15 protein-coding genes are annotated in these 15,834 nt (G+C 35.4%); 7 read left to right on the plus strand and 8 right to left on the minus strand.

Features of this window, described 5'->3' with window-relative positions; translation table 11 throughout:
- Nucleotides 1-82 precede the first annotated feature (82 nt).
- A complete protein-coding gene (gene miaE / locus DFQ03_RS13360; RefSeq protein ID WP_133673680.1) occupies nt 83-664 on the plus strand; it encodes a tRNA-(ms[2]io[6]A)-hydroxylase in 582 nt (193 codons plus the stop codon).
- 14 nt (nt 665-678) lie between these two features.
- Here miaE and mnmE read toward each other — a convergent pair whose 3' ends face one another.
- On the minus strand, nt 679-2,076 hold the full coding sequence (mnmE, locus tag DFQ03_RS13365; protein WP_133673681.1) for a tRNA uridine-5-carboxymethylaminomethyl(34) synthesis GTPase MnmE: 1,398 nt from the start codon (nt 2,074-2,076) through the stop codon (nt 679-681).
- Between the two features lie 111 nt (nt 2,077-2,187).
- Here mnmE and DFQ03_RS18860 point away from each other — a divergent pair, with 111 nt between their 5' ends.
- A complete protein-coding gene (locus tag DFQ03_RS18860) occupies nt 2,188-2,616 on the plus strand; it encodes a hypothetical protein (protein ID WP_166637474.1) in 429 nt (142 codons plus the stop codon).
- A gap of 73 nt (nt 2,617-2,689) precedes the next feature.
- A complete protein-coding gene (locus DFQ03_RS13375) occupies nt 2,690-3,058 on the plus strand; it encodes a DUF4870 domain-containing protein (RefSeq protein WP_133673683.1) in 369 nt (122 codons plus the stop codon).
- A gap of 66 nt (nt 3,059-3,124) precedes the next feature.
- Here the strand turns inward: DFQ03_RS13375 and dnaN are convergent, their stop codons facing one another.
- The gene (dnaN, locus tag DFQ03_RS13380) at nt 3,125-4,243 is read right to left on the minus strand and encodes a DNA polymerase III subunit beta (RefSeq protein ID WP_073246393.1); all 1,119 of its coding nucleotides are present in this window, start codon (nt 4,241-4,243) and stop codon (nt 3,125-3,127) included.
- 277 nt (nt 4,244-4,520) lie between these two features.
- Nucleotides 4,521-5,351: an SAM hydrolase/SAM-dependent halogenase family protein gene (locus DFQ03_RS13385; RefSeq protein WP_133673684.1), complete on the minus strand. Its 831-nt coding sequence runs from the start codon at nt 5,349-5,351 to the stop codon at nt 4,521-4,523.
- A 129-nt stretch (nt 5,352-5,480) separates the two neighbouring features.
- On the opposite strand from DFQ03_RS13385, the gene DFQ03_RS13390 reads away from it, so the two are divergent.
- A complete protein-coding gene (locus tag DFQ03_RS13390; RefSeq protein WP_133673685.1) occupies nt 5,481-6,434 on the plus strand; it encodes a PhoH family protein in 954 nt (317 codons plus the stop codon).
- 7 nt (nt 6,435-6,441) lie between these two features.
- Complete coding sequence (locus DFQ03_RS13395) at nt 6,442-7,398, plus strand: phosphoribosylaminoimidazolesuccinocarboxamide synthase (RefSeq protein ID WP_133673686.1); 957 nt, start codon at nt 6,442-6,444, stop codon at nt 7,396-7,398.
- 2 nt (nt 7,399-7,400) lie between these two features.
- Here the strand turns inward: DFQ03_RS13395 and DFQ03_RS13400 are convergent, their stop codons facing one another.
- The 3 genes from DFQ03_RS13400 to DFQ03_RS13410 form a co-directional block, all read right to left on the minus strand.
- Entirely contained in the window at nt 7,401-8,057 is a 657-nt protein-coding gene (locus tag DFQ03_RS13400; RefSeq protein WP_133673687.1) for a 3'-5' exonuclease, read from the minus strand.
- Nucleotides 8,057-9,982 (minus strand): DUF294 nucleotidyltransferase-like domain-containing protein, encoded by a 1,926-nt coding sequence (locus tag DFQ03_RS13405; protein WP_133673688.1) that lies wholly within the window; start codon nt 9,980-9,982, stop codon nt 8,057-8,059. Before DFQ03_RS13405 ends, DFQ03_RS13400 begins: the two co-directional genes overlap by 1 nt.
- Nucleotides 9,983-10,071: 89 nt before the next feature.
- Nucleotides 10,072-11,496 carry an L-serine ammonia-lyase gene (locus DFQ03_RS13410; RefSeq protein WP_133673882.1) on the minus strand — a complete coding sequence of 475 codons (1,425 nt, stop codon included), beginning with the start codon at nt 11,494-11,496 and terminating at the stop codon, nt 10,072-10,074.
- 186 nt (nt 11,497-11,682) lie between these two features.
- Here DFQ03_RS13410 and dnaK point away from each other — a divergent pair, with 186 nt between their 5' ends.
- Both dnaK and DFQ03_RS13420 read left to right on the plus strand, forming a co-directional pair.
- On the plus strand, nt 11,683-13,584 hold the full coding sequence (dnaK, locus tag DFQ03_RS13415; RefSeq protein WP_133673689.1) for a molecular chaperone DnaK: 1,902 nt from the start codon (nt 11,683-11,685) through the stop codon (nt 13,582-13,584).
- Between the two features lie 102 nt (nt 13,585-13,686).
- On the plus strand, nt 13,687-14,616 hold the full coding sequence (locus DFQ03_RS13420) for a hypothetical protein (RefSeq protein ID WP_133673690.1): 930 nt from the start codon (nt 13,687-13,689) through the stop codon (nt 14,614-14,616).
- A 9-nt stretch (nt 14,617-14,625) separates the two neighbouring features.
- Here the strand turns inward: DFQ03_RS13420 and DFQ03_RS13425 are convergent, their stop codons facing one another.
- Complete coding sequence (locus DFQ03_RS13425; protein WP_133673691.1) at nt 14,626-15,177, minus strand: GNAT family N-acetyltransferase; 552 nt, start codon at nt 15,175-15,177, stop codon at nt 14,626-14,628.
- The gene (locus DFQ03_RS13430; RefSeq protein ID WP_133673692.1) at nt 15,174-15,818 is read right to left on the minus strand and encodes an alpha/beta hydrolase; all 645 of its coding nucleotides are present in this window, start codon (nt 15,816-15,818) and stop codon (nt 15,174-15,176) included. The genes DFQ03_RS13425 and DFQ03_RS13430 overlap by 4 nt, the downstream gene beginning before the upstream one ends.
- Between the last annotated feature and the right edge of the window lie 16 nt (nt 15,819-15,834).

Below are 15,834 nucleotides of genomic sequence, written 5' to 3' on the forward strand. Positions count from 1 at the left end.
AATTTCTTATTTCATAAATATATAAGATGTTGATTGTTGTAGTTCCTTTGCTGAAACCTATTTTTACAAAAAGAAATAGCCCATGCTCCATTTAAAATTAGCAACTGACCCACGTTGGGTTAATATTGTAGAAAAGAATTTAGAAGAGATTTTAACGGATCACGCATGTTGCGAACAAAAGGCGGCAACTAATGCAATTACCATAATTACATTAAATTCCGAATATCCTGATTTAGTAACTGATTTACTTCTGTTGGCTCAAGAAGAATTAGTGCATTTTCAAATGGTTCATGATATTATTAAAGAGCGCGGTTATACACTTGGTAGAGAGCGTAAGGATAGTTACGTAAACGAACTTTATAAATTTATGAACAAAGGTGGTAACAGGTTACAATCTATGGTAGATAGGCTATTGTTTTCTGCCATGATAGAAGCAAGAAGCTGCGAACGTTTTAAGCTACTTTCAGAAGAAATTAAAGATCCAGAACTATCTAAGTTTTATCGAGATTTAATGATTAGCGAAGCGGGGCATTACACCACATTTATTGGTTTTGCTCGTAAATTTGGTCAGGATGTTGATGTCGATAAGCGCTGGCAAGATTTGGTTGAGTTTGAAGCAGAAGTAATTAAAAACTACGGTAAAGATGAAACCATACACGGCTGATATTTTTGTTATAGTTATTTGCCGATACAAAAATTAGCGAAAATATTCCCTAGCAATTCATCATTGGTCACTTGACCTGTGATTTCCCCTAGATGGTATAAAGCTTCTTTAACATCAATTGCCATGAGATCGCTTGAAAGTTCTGCTTTCATTCCGAATTGTACCTTTTCTATTTCTTCTAATGCTTTTAGTAATGAATTGTAGTGGCGGGTATTGGTTACAATAGTTTCGTTGTTACGTAATGCTCCGGTATTTACAAATTCTAAGAGGCTGTTTTGTAATTCCTCAACACCTTCGCCTGTTTTGGCTGATAGATATTTTACATCGTCTAAATAAGTACCGATTTTGTTTTTATCGTCTTCAGAAAGGGTATCTGCTTTATTAACCAATAAAACTAATGGTTTTAGCGGATTCTGGTTTTTTATTTTTTCATAATCGATGACAATATTCTTCAGCTTTTTATCGTCGCTTAAAAGTTTAGATCCATCAACCAATAACAAAACTACTTGGGCCTGCTCTATCTTTTCAAAAGTTCGTTTAATTCCCATGCCTTCTACAACATCTTGTGTCTCACGAATTCCTGCGGTATCAATAAATCGAAACCCTATTCCGCCAATAGAAATTTCATCTTCAATTGAATCACGGGTTGTTCCTGCAATATCTGATACCAATGCGCGCTCTTCATTTAAAAATGCATTTAAAAGTGTTGATTTACCTACATTGGGTTCACCGACAATAGCAACCGGAATGCCGTTTTTAATCACGTTTCCTACTGCAAAAGAATCTATTAAGCTTTGCAATACTTTTTGAATACGAGTAAGTAGTTCTTTGAATTGAGTACGGTCTGCGAATTCTACATCTTCTTCAGAAAAATCGAGTTCTAGTTCTATTAGAGAAGCAAAGTTTAGCAACTCTGTTCGCAACTGTTTTATCTCATTACTGAATCCACCACGCATTTGTTGTACAGCTATTTGATGGCTAGCGGCATTATCACTAGAAATTAAGTCGGCAACAGCTTCTGCCTGACTCAAATCCATCTTACCGTTTAAAAAGGCTCTTAGAGTAAACTCTCCTGCATCGGCAGTTCTACAGCCATTTCTAAGAAACAACTGAATAATTTGTTGTTGTATATATGGCGATCCGTGGCAAGATATTTCTATAACGTTTTCTCCTGTATAGGAATGGGGATTCTTAAAAATAGATACAAGTGCTTGGTCCAGTATATTTTCGCCTTCCTTAATAAATCCTAAATGAATAGTGTGACTTTTTTGATTTTCAAGAATTTTACCTGAAACCGATTCAAAATGCTTGGAAGCAATTGTAATTGCATCGTGACCTGAAAGTCTAATAATTGCAATGGCTCCCGCACCTGCCGGAGTTGCTAATGCTATTATGGTATCGTTTTGAATCATGCTACAAAAATAATCAATTATTAACTGTTGTAGTTTTCTTAATTTAATGACAATTTGTTTTCAGTATATAATTATATAGTAATTTCGCGTGGTATAAAATGTAATTAAAAAATGAAAAAAGTAGTTGTATTGTTGGCGTTTATGTTCGTTTCTTCTTTTGGTATCGCTCAAAGTGATACTCCTGAAACTACAGATGAGATTTCTGTAATGAAAGAGAAAGAAATGGAAGAAGTCAAGAAAAAAGTTGATAAAGCTGAAGCTGACGCGAAAAAAGAAAAAAAAGAAGCTGCCGAGCAAAAGAAAAAGGATGCAGCGAAAAAGAAAGAAGAGAAGCTTCAAAAACAAATAGATTCTAAAACCAAATCTATTTCTAAAGAAGAAAAAAAGGTTGAAAAGTTAAAAGCTCAGCTTGAAAAAGGAAAACTAAAAGGAACACTTTCTCCGGTAGATATTCAGAAAATAGAAGATAAGGTTGCTAAGAGTCAAATGAAGATTATGAAGGAGCAGGAGAAGCTTACAAAATTGAACAGAAAACTATAATTTCTCTAAAAGCTGTAACAATTTGCGACTTTATGCGTCTTATTTGTAGTATTCATCATTAAATCAATCAAAAATGGAACTAGTAAATAAAAACGCAGTAGCTGTTCGTGAAGACCGTAATTTGTTGGTCATTACTCATTTGTCTCAATATTTAGATTTTGTAACAGGATTTGGGGGGCTCGTAGTACCGTTGGTAATTTGGTTAACGACAAAAGATTCGGTTGTTGGTATGGACGAGCACGGTAAATCGGTAATCAACTTTCAGTTAACGTTAATCTTATATCTAGTAATTGGAATTCCCGGAATCTTATTATTCGGACTCGGAATCTTATTATTAATATTTGCAGGAATTTTATCAATTGTAATGCCTGCAGTAAATGCTATAAAAGCTAGTAACGGAGAATCACCTAGCTATTTTGGAACCATACGGTTTATATCATAAACAGATTATAAAACAAAAAAGGGTCAGTTTAATAACTGACCCTTTCTAATTTATGATTAATGAGTTCTAGCTGTTAAGCATAACAGGCATTACTAACATAGTTACAAATTCGCCTTCATCTAAACCATCGGTTGGGGTAAGTATACCTGCACGATTTGGTAAGCTCATTTCTAAAGAAACTTCATCAGAACCTAAGTTGTTCAACATTTCAGTTAAGAACCTTGAGTTGAAACCAATTTGCATGTCATCACCTTGGTAAGAACATGTTAATCTTTCTTCTGCTTTATTAGAGTAATCAAGATCTTCTGCAGAAATATTCAATTCTGCACCCGCTATTTTTAAACGTATCTGGTGTGTAGTTTTGTTAGAGAAAATAGAAACCCTTTTTACCGAACTCAAGAACTGATTCCTGGCGATAGTAAGTTTGTTCGGGTTCTCTTTTGGTATTACCGCTTCGTAGTTAGGGTATTTACCATCTATTAATCTACAGATTAGTTCAGTTTCTTCAAAGCTGAATTTTGCATTGCTTTCATTGTATTCAATAAGTACATCAGACTCACTACCTGCCAATATCCCTTTTAACAAAGTCAAAGGTTTTTTAGGCATAATGAACTCAGCTACTTGAGAAGCTCTTACATCTGTACGTTGGTATTTTACCAATTTATGTGCATCTGTTGCTACAAATGTTAAGTTCTCTGGTGAGAACTGAAAGAAGACACCGCTCATTACAGGTCTTAAATCATCATTACCAGCAGCGAAAATTGTTTTGTTGATGGCTGTTGCTAAAATATCTCCTAGTAAGGTTGTAGAACTAGGGCTAGTTAATTCAACTGCTTTCGGAAATTCTGCACCATCAGCGTATGCTAAGGCATATTTACCGTGGTTAGAACTAATTTCTACCGTATTGTTATCCTCAACAACAAAAGTTAGTGGTTGCTCAGGAAAAGTTTTTAAAGTTTCTAAAAGTAATCTTGCCGGTACAGCAATGGTACCTTCATTATCAGAATCTACTTTTATAACAGAACTCATGGTGGTTTCCAAATCGGAAGCTGACACGGTTAGTTTGTCCTTCTGCAAATCGAACAGAAAATTATCCAAAATTGGTAACGTGTTACTGTTGTTGATTACACCTCCTAATATTTGAAGTTGCTTTAGCAAATAGGTACTTGAAACTATAAATTTCATTCTTTAAATTTTATTGATAGTAATCTTGAATTCACAAGAGAAATAGGTTTAAACTCCTTATTGTTGGCAGTTTTCGTTACCAACAAAGATATTTTAATTGCCCTTTTTAAGGAAACAAACTTATTAACAGTTTGTTGTCGGTCAAGGTAGTGTATAACACTAGGTATTACTAACTTAAGCTTTTAATATTTGTATTTGACCATTAGTTATTAACTTTTGCTGATTTAATATCATTTAAAAATACGCTTAAATTTTCAAGAAATTGAATTTGCTATCGCTATTCGAAATCTACCATAATGGTATCTCGGTAATCTAGCCCTAATAGGGTAGAGGCACCGCCAACTGTGGTAAGATTACTTTTGTAGATTGCCAATTCAATATAGTCTGATGAATTAAATATAGCCAAAAGGTCACCGGCACTTTTACGGTGGTTTTTTTCTAAGCTATAATCTATAAAATCATTATATGCTTTGTGAATCTTGTCTAGCTTATGATTACGTGCTATGAGGGTATAATTACGATCTTTTCGATAGGCGTCAAATAGATTTTTACGAATATTGGTAATAACGTTACCATAGTTATCAATATAGATCACACTGCCAATAATCTTTTTACCGTCCTCTACAATTCTTGGAGCAAACTCTCTTAGGTCATTTAGTTCTGTAAACGGTTTGCCAACAATTTCTAATGTGCCACCACGAGCTATATGACAGGCAACTTGTATGAAAACATTCAACACAGGGAATGAGTTTGCAATAGAGTCCGGTAAATTTATTTCAAAAACTTTTTCCGGAGTCATTTCAGAGGTAATGAGCCCAATGACACCGGTATTTGCGCTAATAAAGTAATGTCCGTTAACAAGGGCTACAATATGCTTGTTGTCTGGCGTCTCTTCAGAATCTACACCTACAATATGTATCGTCCCTTTTGGGAAGCTTTTATAAGAGTTGGAAAGTATGTATGCACACTCATGAATGTTGAACGGCATGATGTCATGCGAAATATCAACAATTTTGGCATCGGGCAGTTCTGTATATATAGAGCCTTTCAATACAGCTACAAAGTGATCTTTTAATCCGAAATCTGTTGTTAGGGTAATTATTGCCATACAGCAATGTTGATATGTTTTTGGTTAGTCGAACTTAAAATTTGCTTAAATTTGATATACAAAACTAAACAAAAAACAGCGATTAGAAACTAATCTACGCTAACTATAAATCATTATAAAACCGACTGTTTGAACGAGATAATTCTAGAACTTACCGAAATTAGCCCGAGAGAGTTTTTTGGCCAGCAAAATGAACATATTGATTTATTAAAAAAGTACTTTCCGAAATTGAAAATTGTTGCCCGTGGCAATAAGATCAAAGTCTTTGGAGATGAAGAACTACTGGAAGAGTTTGAGAGGCGTTTTGATATGTTGACCCAGCATTTCATTAAATACAACAAATTAGATGAAAACAGCATAGAGAGAGTTTTGACAAGTTCTGAAGATGATGAGTTGAAATCATCGAAGAATAGCGGAGAAACCTTGGTTCATGGTGTAAGCGGGCGGTTGATAAAAGCTCAGACTGCCAATCAACGTAGATTAGTTGATGCCTCTAAAAAGAACGATATGGTTTTTGCTATCGGTCCTGCTGGTACGGGTAAAACCTATACTGGAGTTGCTCTTGCGGTAAAGGCTTTAAAAGAGAAGCAGGTAAAGAAAATTATTTTAACGAGACCAGCCGTTGAAGCAGGTGAGAACCTAGGTTTTTTGCCTGGGGATTTAAAAGAGAAACTGGATCCTTATATGCAGCCATTGTATGATGCGCTTAGAGATATGATCCCTGCAGAGAAATTGGTACATTATATTGAAAACGGTACCATACAAATTGCCCCTATGGCATTTATGCGCGGTAGAACTTTAGATAATGCCTTCGTGATTTTAGATGAAGCTCAGAATACTACGCATGCACAAATGAAAATGTTTCTAACTAGAATGGGTAGAAATGCAAGGTTTCTAATCACCGGAGATCCCGGACAAATAGATTTGCCTAGAAGAACAATTTCAGGTCTAAAGGAGGCTTTGCTAATTTTGCAAAACGTACCGGGTATAGAAGTCATTTACCTAGATGATAAAGATGTTATTCGTCATAAACTTGTGAAAAAGGTAATTGAAGCTTATAAAACTATAGAACACCACAATTAAAATATAGATGTCAAATAATACTATTTACGAAACAGAATTCAATTTTCCAGGTCAGAAGAATGTCTATAAAGGCAAAGTTAGATCTGTATATACTCTAGAAAATGATATGTTGGTCATGGTGGCGACTGATAGGTTGTCAGCTTTTGATGTGGTGATGCCAAAAGGTATACCTTACAAAGGGCAGATTCTAAATCAGATTGCGACCCAAATGATGGCCTCTACAGAAGATATTGTTCCGAATTGGTTAACTGCTACGCCCGATCCTAATGTAGCTGTTGGTGTAGCTTGCGAACCATTCAAAATTGAAATGGTTATACGTGGGTATTTATCTGGTCATGCTGCTAGAGAATATAAATTAGGTAAAAGAATACTTTGTGGTGTTGCAATGCCCGACGGAATGAAGGAGAATGATAAATTCCCTAGTCCGATCATAACCCCTGCAACCAAAGCTGAAATGGGTGATCATGATGAGGATATTTCTAAAGAAGATATTTTAAGTAAAGGAATAGTTTCTGCCGATGATTATGCTGTTTTAGAAAAGTACACTTACGCACTTTTTCAAAGAGGAACAGAAATCGCTGCCGACAGAGGATTGATTTTAGTGGATACTAAATATGAATTCGGAAAAACAAAAGAGGGTAAAATCGTTCTAATTGACGAAATACACACACCTGATTCTTCCAGATATTTTTATTCTGACGGATATAAGCAGAGACAGGATGCTAACGAACCTCAAAAGCAACTTTCTAAAGAGTTTGTTAGGCAGTGGTTGATCGCTAATGACTTTCAGGGTTTAGAAGGTCAGACGGTTCCAGAAATGACTGATGAGTATATAGAATCGGTTTCTGAGCGCTATATTGAACTTTACGAGCATATAACTGGTGAGCCATTTGTAAAGGCTGATACTACTCATATTAATGATCGCATTAATAGAAATGTTTTGAATTATTTAGAAAGTCTTTAAGGCTATCTAAGTAAATATTTAAGTGAGAAATCTTTCTTTTCTTTTAAGCGAGAAATGATTTTTAAAAAGGCGACTGCTGTAATGTAGGCGTCGCCTAATGCTGTATGCCTATCTTTTCTTGAGATAGAAAATTTTTCGGCGAGTTCATCTAATGTATAATTAGATTTTGGTTGCACTAAGTAAGATTTAATAAGCGTTTTTTTATAGATAACGCCTGTATCTAATACCGTGTTTTTTAGTTTCGATAGACCATTTCTTTCCAAAGCGGTATTGAGCATTCCCATATCAAAACCGGCGTGATGTGCTACTATGATAGCATTGCCTACATACTCAAGAAATTTCTCCAGTGCTAAAACTTCACTAATACATTCTCGTTGCCCATTCTTCAACAGTCCATGTACATGAACAGTTTCTTTATTGAATTTTTCTTGCTCTAAATAGATATCGAAAACTTCTTGTACTGAAATAGTTTCTTTCTTGATTTTTACAGCGCCAATTGACAGTATACGATCATCTTCAAAACTGAAGCCTGTAGTTTCTGTATCTAATACTACAAATACTAAATCAGAAAAGTTTTTACTGGTTGACTCTTTAAAAAGGTCGGCATATCTTATCCAGTAATCGGGTAAGTTTTTAGGTGTTCTATTGAATAATCCCATTATCCTAAAATATTAGTGACCTTAAAGCGAAGTGTTATCAATTCTTGAATTTCCTTAATGGCTTTAAAGGTGCGCTTTAATTTCATTTTTTCTTGTTTAGTCAATTGTTCCAGTTCAATAAATCTACCAGAATCATGATTAGCCAAACCTTGTCGCGTTCTAAATTTCAATAATGCCTTGGTGGCATAAGAGCAAGCCAAGTATAACTCTTGATTATTGGGTTCAAGTTCTGCTAATTTCTCATAACGTTCCCAAGTGTTGCTAATCGCCTTTACAGAATGCGATAAAATTAAGACACGAGCAGCATCAATCAACGGTCTTAATGCCCTACTTTTTAGGTCGAAGAAATCTTTGTGTTGCCCATCTTGTTCTACTACAAATTGTCTAAAGAATCCTGTTGGTGACGGACTCTGTAATGCTCCTTTTGCCAAATGCACTAAGAAAATAGGGTATTTCTCAACGGTTCTAAATATATGGTCAGACATACTATCTAACAACCTGCGTTCGCCATAAGCTAAGCTGTAATCGAAAAATATGGAGGACATTAATACCTCGTTCGGTCCGGGGTTGCCGATCCAGTACGATAGTTTGCTTTTCCATTCTTGCAGGCTTAAGCACCATTGTGGGTTAGAAGCCATCATATCTGCGGGGCAATATTCGTATCCTATCGTATTTAGTCCTTTGGTAATAAGTTTTGAAAGTTCAAGAAAGTAAGTGGTGGTCTTTGGTAAATCTTCTTCTGGTACATCTTCAAATACCAGGGCATTATCTTGGTCGGTATGCAAGAGCTGCTCACTTCTACCTTGGCTTCCTAAAGCCAACCAGGCAAATTTTACTGGTGGTGGTGCATCCATTTTAGCAATAGAAATTTCCACTACCTGTTTAATGCAAGTATCATTCAGTTCAGCAATAATCTTAGCAATTAATCCTAAAGGAATATTTTGTTCTAAATATCCAGATAACAGCACCATCACACTTTTTCTAATCTGTTTTATTTTTTTAATACGAGAGGTACGTTTAATCGCTTTTACTAAAACGGCAGGGTTATCGCCCAAGGAGACCATTACGTCATGCTTAGATAAAATACCTAATGCAGAAGAATTTGGCGTACCGTCTTCAGTAATAATTAAATGGCTGATGTTACTTTTCATCATGGCCATTTGTGCCTGGGTAATGGTAAGGTTCTTTGGGTAAGTGATGACGGGAGTTGTCATTATTGATTTCACTGAAGCGGTGATTGGTTGCTCGCCAGATATCACTTTATTTCTAAAATCTTTATCAGTTATTATACCTACAGGTAAATCTTTGCTTGTCACTAGAATAGAACCAATTTTCTTTTTAGACATTATATCAGCGGCCTTCTTTATAGTGGTTCTTGTAGAACAGGTCACTAATTTTTTTGAATAGCTGGCTAGTTGTAAATCTGGTAGTACCACCTCTTTATTAACTTCTTCTTCCTCTTCACCTTCGTTGTCAAAGAGCTGCCCTTTTTGGCTTTTGGCATACGGATTTCGGGTATTGGAGGCAAAACTCTCCATCAGAAAAATAGTTACTTGTTCGTTCTTCTTTGCAATAGGTTTAAAAATGTCGATTGGAATGCCGTAGAGAATACACTCTTCATGAGCTCTAGCTTCAAGCTTATAATTTTCATTGGCAAAAAGTGGTCGTAGTCCAAATATGTCACCTTCATCGCAATAGTCAAGAATATTTGAAGTAGAGGGATTATTCAATGTTACAGCGCCCTTATGAACCAAATAAAAATGTGAATGCTGAGGTTCGTCTACGTTGAAAATAATACTATTTTTTTCTTTGTAAACGATAAGTACTTGCTCAGCTAACTGGAATAATGATTTGCTATCAAGAACATTAAAAGGAGGGTAGTGTTTTATAAAGTCGGCTACCCTTTCTGAAATCAGGTTTTTCATAAATTAAAGTTAGCGGAATATACGCGTATAACAAAGGGTACTTCATTTATACAACTACAAATGAAAAGAAACTTCGTTTTGAAACAGATTTAACAATCACTCAAGAAAACACCAACCGCTAATCCGCCTTCAGAGGTTTCCTTATATTTAGAACTCATGTCTTTTGCAGTTTCCCACATGGTCTGTACCACCTTGTCCAATGGTACTTTTGCTGCTGATGGGTCAGAGCCCAATGCAAGTTCAGCGGCATTAATAGCTTTTATGGCACCCATAGAGTTTCGTTCTATACAAGGTATCTGTACCAGTCCGCCAATGGGGTCACAGGTAAGTCCCAAATGATGTTCCATGGCAATTTCTGCCGCCATAAGTACCTGTTCAGGTGTGCCACCTAATAGTTCTGTAAGTGCACCGGCGGCCATAGCCGACGATACGCCTATTTCTGCTTGGCAGCCACCCATAGCGGCCGATATGGTAGCTCCTTTTTTAAAGATGCTTCCTATTTCGCCTGCAACCAATAAAAATTGTTTTACATGCTCAAAATTACCTGCATGGTTTTCAATAACCATATAATACATTAATACAGCAGGTATAACGCCAGCACTACCATTTGTAGGTGCAGTAACAACTCTACCTAAAGATGCATTTACCTCATTTACGCTTAAAGCAAAACAACTTACCCATTGCAATATTTGACGAAATTTCACTTCTGTCTGTCGAATGGTCTGTAGCCATTCTTGGGGTGTGGAGTAGGGCAGCTCACTTTTGAGCTTGTTGTGCATTTCAAAAGCCCGACGTTTTACATTTAATCCGCCAGGTAACGTGCCTTCTGTATGGCATCCGGTATACATGCATTCTAACATGGTAGACCAAATGCGATTTAATTCATAATCTATTTTCTCATCGTCTCGTAAGGATCTTTCATTTTGTAATACCAGTTCAGATATTTTAAAACCTTCCTTATTACAAAAATCCAGAAGCTCGGTTCCTTTCTGTACAGGAAAAGGAAACTTATTGAACATGTCAACTTTGCGTTTGGCATTTTTTCGTTCTTCGCTAATGACGAATCCGCCACCGATGGAATAATAGGTTTTCGATATTTTTCTGCCAGATTTCAATTTCGCCTGAAACTTTAATCCGTTTGCATGAAAAGGAAGAAATTTTCTGTTGAAAATAATATGTTTGTTTGGGTCGAAGTTGATGCTGTATTTACCATCTAAAAGTAATATATGCTCCTTTTTGATTTTATTAATTAAAGGGTCAATAGTATCAATTGGCACTGATTCTGGATCGGCACCCAATAGACCTAGCATAACGGCATAATCAGTGGCATGCCCTTTACCTGTTAGAGATAGCGAGCCATATAAGTGTACTTCTACTTCTTCAACTTTTTCAAGATTGTCTTTAGAGTTTAATCGAGCCAACCACCTTTCGGCAGCGCGCCACGGACCAAGGGTGTGGGAACTTGAAGGACCAACGCCAATTTTTAGCATATCGAAAATGCTTATACTCTCTATTTCCAAATCGATCTTATTTTAAGGCTAAGGTACAATGTTTCATAGACCTATTAACTATACTAAAATGGCATAATTTTCATCATTAAATGACGATTAATGACATCATGTCAGTTTTTCTTGCTTGGCATATTGTTTGTCATTTACAAAACGATTGTAAAATAAAGCACTTAATTTAAAACATATAAAATGAGTAAGATTATAGGAATAGATTTGGGTACTACCAACTCCTGTGTTTCCGTAATGGAAGGTAATGAGCCAGTAGTAATTCCGAATGCAGAAGGAAAAAGAACAACACCATCTGTTATCGCCTTTGTTGAAGGTGGTGAAATTAAAGTTGGTGACCCAGCTAAAAGACAAGCAGTAACAAACCCTACCAAAACCATTTATTCTATTAAAAGGTTTATGGGTAACAAATACTCAGAGTCTAGTAAAGAGGCTGGTAGAGTACCTTATAAAGTAGTAAAAGGTGATAATGATACACCAAGAGTTGATATAGACGGTCGTTTATATTCTCCACAAGAATTATCTGCAATGATTCTTCAGAAAATGAAGAAAACTGCAGAAGATTATTTAGGTCAAGAAGTTACTCGTGCGGTAATTACTGTACCTGCATACTTTAATGATGCGCAAAGACAAGCTACGAAAGAAGCTGGTGAAATTGCAGGTTTAACTGTAGAGCGTATTATCAACGAACCAACCGCTGCTTCTTTAGCTTACGGTATGGACAAAAAAGATACAGAACAAAAAATAGTTGTTTTTGATTTTGGTGGTGGTACGCATGATGTATCTATCTTAGAATTAGGAGATGGTGTTTTTGAAGTATTGGCTACTGATGGTGATACTCACTTAGGTGGTGATGATGTTGATCAAAAAATTATCGATTGGTTAGCCGATGAGTTCAAGTCTGAAGAAGATATGGACCTTAGAAAAGATGCGATGGCTTTACAACGTTTACGTGAAGCTGCTGAAAAAGCTAAGATTGAATTATCGTCTTCTGCACAAACGGAAATCAACTTACCATACGTTACAGCTACTGCTTCAGGACCTAAGCACTTAGTAAGAACATTGACTAGATCAAAGTTCGAGCAATTAATTGCCGACTTGGTAAAAAGAACGATTGAGCCATGTGAGACTGCTATGAAAGCAGCGGGACTTTCTAAAAGCGATATCGATGAAATTATATTAGTTGGTGGTTCTACTAGAATACCTGCAGTACAAGAAGCTGTTGAGAAGTTTTTCGGTAAAAAGCCTTCTAAAGGTGTAAACCCAGATGAGGTTGTTGCAATTGGTGCAGCGATACAAGGTGGTGTTTTAACTGGTGATGTAAAAGATGTATTGTTATTAGATGTTACCCCGCTTTCATTAGGTATTGAAACTATGGGTAGTGTAATGACTAAGTTAATTGAGTCTAACACAACAATACCAACTAAAAAGTCTCAGGTATTCTCTACTGCTGCTGATAACCAACCGTCGGTTGAAATTCACGTATTGCAAGGAGAAAGACCAATGGCAAACGATAACAAAACGATCGGTAGATTCCATTTAGATGGTATTCCACCAGCGAAGAGAGGTACTCCTCAAATCGAAGTAACTTTTGATATTGATGCTAACGGTATTATTAAAGTATCTGCAACTGATAAGGCTACGAACAAAACTCAGGATATTCGTATTGAAGCTTCTTCTGGTTTAACTGAAGAAGAAATCAAAAAGATGAAAGCTGAAGCTGAAGCAAATGCTGAATCTGATAAAAAAGCGAAAGAAACTGCAGACAAGTTGAATGAAGCTGACGGAATGATCTTCCAAACTGAATCTCAACTTACTGAATTTGGAGATAAATTATCTGATGACAAGAAAAAACCAATTGAAGATGCTTTGGCTGAATTAAAAGCTGCATATGAAACTAAAGATTTGGCTGTTATTACACCGGCTTTAGATAAAATCAATGAAGCTTGGAAAGTTGCATCTGAAGAAATGTACAAGGCGCAAGCTGATGCACAAGGTGGTGCTGCTCAAGGTGAGCCAACTGCTGATGGCGGTGCTTCTGAAGGTGATAACGTTGAAGACGTTGATTTCGAAGAGGTTAAATAATATAACTTTTAGTTATTATAAAAAAGGGACGGTATATACCGTCCCTTTTTACTTTTACATCATATTTTTTTAAGCTTAGCTTTAATAAAGTAATTTTACATTATGAATAAAAAATACTTTTACATACTAATTCTGTTTTTTATTGCTATTTCTAATGTAATGAGAGGGCAAGAAATTCAAATATTCACTCTTGAAGATTTCGACTTAAAAGGAAATGTAAAATTCTGTTTGGTAGGTACCGATTACGGAAAAGAAGAATATGACTTTAATAGAAACGGATTATTGACCAAATCGGTAACTAGGTATAATGAAACAGATTATGATGTTATTTATTATAAATATAGCAATGGAGAACTTTTAGAGAAAAGAGCAGAATCTTATAGGAACAACACCTTTGACCCAAGCACGTCAATTGCCCATTTTTATGAGATTGACTCAACCGATAATTTAAAAATTCAAGAGCGTATATTTTCTTATGACAAGCAGTTTTTAGATCAGTATATATACGGTTATGATGAATATGGAGATTTAGCCAGTATTCAAAGAACTAATAATGACGGTACAGATGTAACCCAAATAGAGCACAAGAAATTTAAGGGAGAGAATACAATTACGTATTTATTGAATGAGGTTCCATTAAAATCTATTCGTACATCTACCCTAAAACCTAAAAATAAGCCAGCGCAAAGAGTTGTGTTGACCAAAGAGTATTTAAAAGGTGAAGAAAATGATGCTTTTGAAGAAGTATTTAGTGTGGACGGTAAATTAATGGCACAACAAGAATTTGAGTATAATTCAGAATTGAAAAAATTTGAGCCAACTACGCGTACAAGTTTTGAATATGATGAAAAGGGTATGTTGATTGCTGAAACTGCTAAAAGAGGTGCTGGAATTATAAAAAAGGAATACATTTATCAATATGATAATTCTGAAGTTGGTAATTGGATCAAGCAGATTGTAACTCCTGATAATACCTATACTACTAGAAAAATCACCTATTACTCAGCTGAGGCGAAAGTTATTGAAGAGTAAAAATTATTCTTAATTACTTTGCCATTCTTCTCTCAAAAGACCATAACAGCAGGTGTTTCTTTTAAAACCATTTAGTAAGTAAACATCTTTACGTAGAATACCTTCTAAGGTGCAGCCTAGCTTTTCAACAGCCTTTCTAGAAGCTAAATTTCTTTCATCTACACGGAATTCTACTTTTTCAAAATTCATGGTAGTAAATGCATAATCTAGCATTAATTTTTTCATTTGGGTATTAAGCCCTGTACCTTGAAATTCACGACCGATCCAAGTAGAACCAATATGTAGGATTTTATTTTTTGTGTTGATATGCATAAACCGGGTGCATCCTGCAAATGCGTTATGCTTTCTATCATAAATAATAAAAGGTATACTTGTGCCTGCTTTTTGTTGTTCTAATGCGATTTCCACATAGTTTTTTAAACTTGCAGGTGTTGCAATATCAGAAGGGGAATATTGAACTAATTTATCTTGTGATGCAATAGAAATAAGCTTTTCATAATTATCTAATGTTAGCGGACTCAATATAACCCGCTCATTTTCTAAAGTTGGTGTGTTGTTCATTGTGCCAATTGGGTTATAATTTCTTTTTTTACTTCGTGTCCGCCATCAAAACTTAAATATCGAACATTATCTCCAAAAAGGATTTTAAGTTTATTGTTTTCTTCTATTAATCTATCAGGAGTGATGAATTGATCCTGGTTTCCAAAAACTGAAATAATTTCAGTATCTTTTTTAAAATGGGTGAAATCTGACTTTTTTAATTCCTTTGGTATTCCGCCTGCGTAAAGAATCAATTTCGAGCAAGTTAATTTTGAATACGCTATATATCGTAACGCTATAGAAATGCCTTGAGAAAATCCGAAGAAAACAATTTTACAATCCAACGGTAGGTTTTCATGTGCTAAAACGGCATCTAAATAATTATAAAGGTTAGCTGTTTCAAGTGCCGTATTTTCTTTTGTTAACCAACTTGCACCTACATGCTTATATTCATTTTTTAAATAATATTTAGAAGGAGCTTGTGGTGCAATAATATAATTTTCTTGCTCTGGTAGTTCGTTAAAATATTTCAGAAAAAAACGACTCAAAAAACCTATGCCATGAAAAACTATCCAAACGCGTTTTGTTTGGCTAGTTAATTCATTTAAAGTCTCATAGGTATTCGTAGTTTTATAAGTGACATTTTTTATTTTGTTTTCCATAAATCGATCATTTGGT

It is taken from the genome of Maribacter caenipelagi, assembly GCF_004364175.1.
Classification (GTDB): Bacteria; Bacteroidota; Bacteroidia; order Flavobacteriales; family Flavobacteriaceae; genus Maribacter; species Maribacter caenipelagi.

What these genes read in the sequence shown, in the direction of transcription:
- dnaK (WP_133673689.1), top strand. Translation starts at nt 11,683, where the DNA reads ATGAGTAAGATTATAGGAATAGATTTGGGTACTACCAACTCCTGTGTT.
- miaE (WP_133673680.1), top strand. Translation starts at nt 83, where the DNA reads ATGCTCCATTTAAAATTAGCAACTGACCCACGTTGGGTTAATATTGTA.
- mnmE (WP_133673681.1), bottom strand. Translation starts at nt 2,076, where the DNA reads ATGATTCAAAACGATACCATAATAGCATTAGCAACTCCGGCAGGTGCG.
- DFQ03_RS13430 (WP_133673692.1), bottom strand. Translation starts at nt 15,818, where the DNA reads ATGGAAAACAAAATAAAAAATGTCACTTATAAAACTACGAATACCTAT.
- DFQ03_RS13425 (WP_133673691.1), bottom strand. Translation starts at nt 15,177, where the DNA reads ATGAACAACACACCAACTTTAGAAAATGAGCGGGTTATATTGAGTCCG.
- dnaN (WP_073246393.1), bottom strand. Translation starts at nt 4,243, where the DNA reads ATGAAATTTATAGTTTCAAGTACCTATTTGCTAAAGCAACTTCAAATA.
- DFQ03_RS13385 (WP_133673684.1), bottom strand. Translation starts at nt 5,351, where the DNA reads ATGGCAATAATTACCCTAACAACAGATTTCGGATTAAAAGATCACTTT.
- DFQ03_RS13400 (WP_133673687.1), bottom strand. Translation starts at nt 8,057, where the DNA reads ATGGGATTATTCAATAGAACACCTAAAAACTTACCCGATTACTGGATA.
- DFQ03_RS13375 (WP_133673683.1), top strand. Translation starts at nt 2,690, where the DNA reads ATGGAACTAGTAAATAAAAACGCAGTAGCTGTTCGTGAAGACCGTAAT.
- DFQ03_RS18860 (WP_166637474.1), top strand. Translation starts at nt 2,188, where the DNA reads ATGAAAAAAGTAGTTGTATTGTTGGCGTTTATGTTCGTTTCTTCTTTT.
- DFQ03_RS13420 (WP_133673690.1), top strand. Translation starts at nt 13,687, where the DNA reads ATGAATAAAAAATACTTTTACATACTAATTCTGTTTTTTATTGCTATT.
- DFQ03_RS13405 (WP_133673688.1), bottom strand. Translation starts at nt 9,982, where the DNA reads ATGAAAAACCTGATTTCAGAAAGGGTAGCCGACTTTATAAAACACTAC.
- DFQ03_RS13395 (WP_133673686.1), top strand. Translation starts at nt 6,442, where the DNA reads ATGTCAAATAATACTATTTACGAAACAGAATTCAATTTTCCAGGTCAG.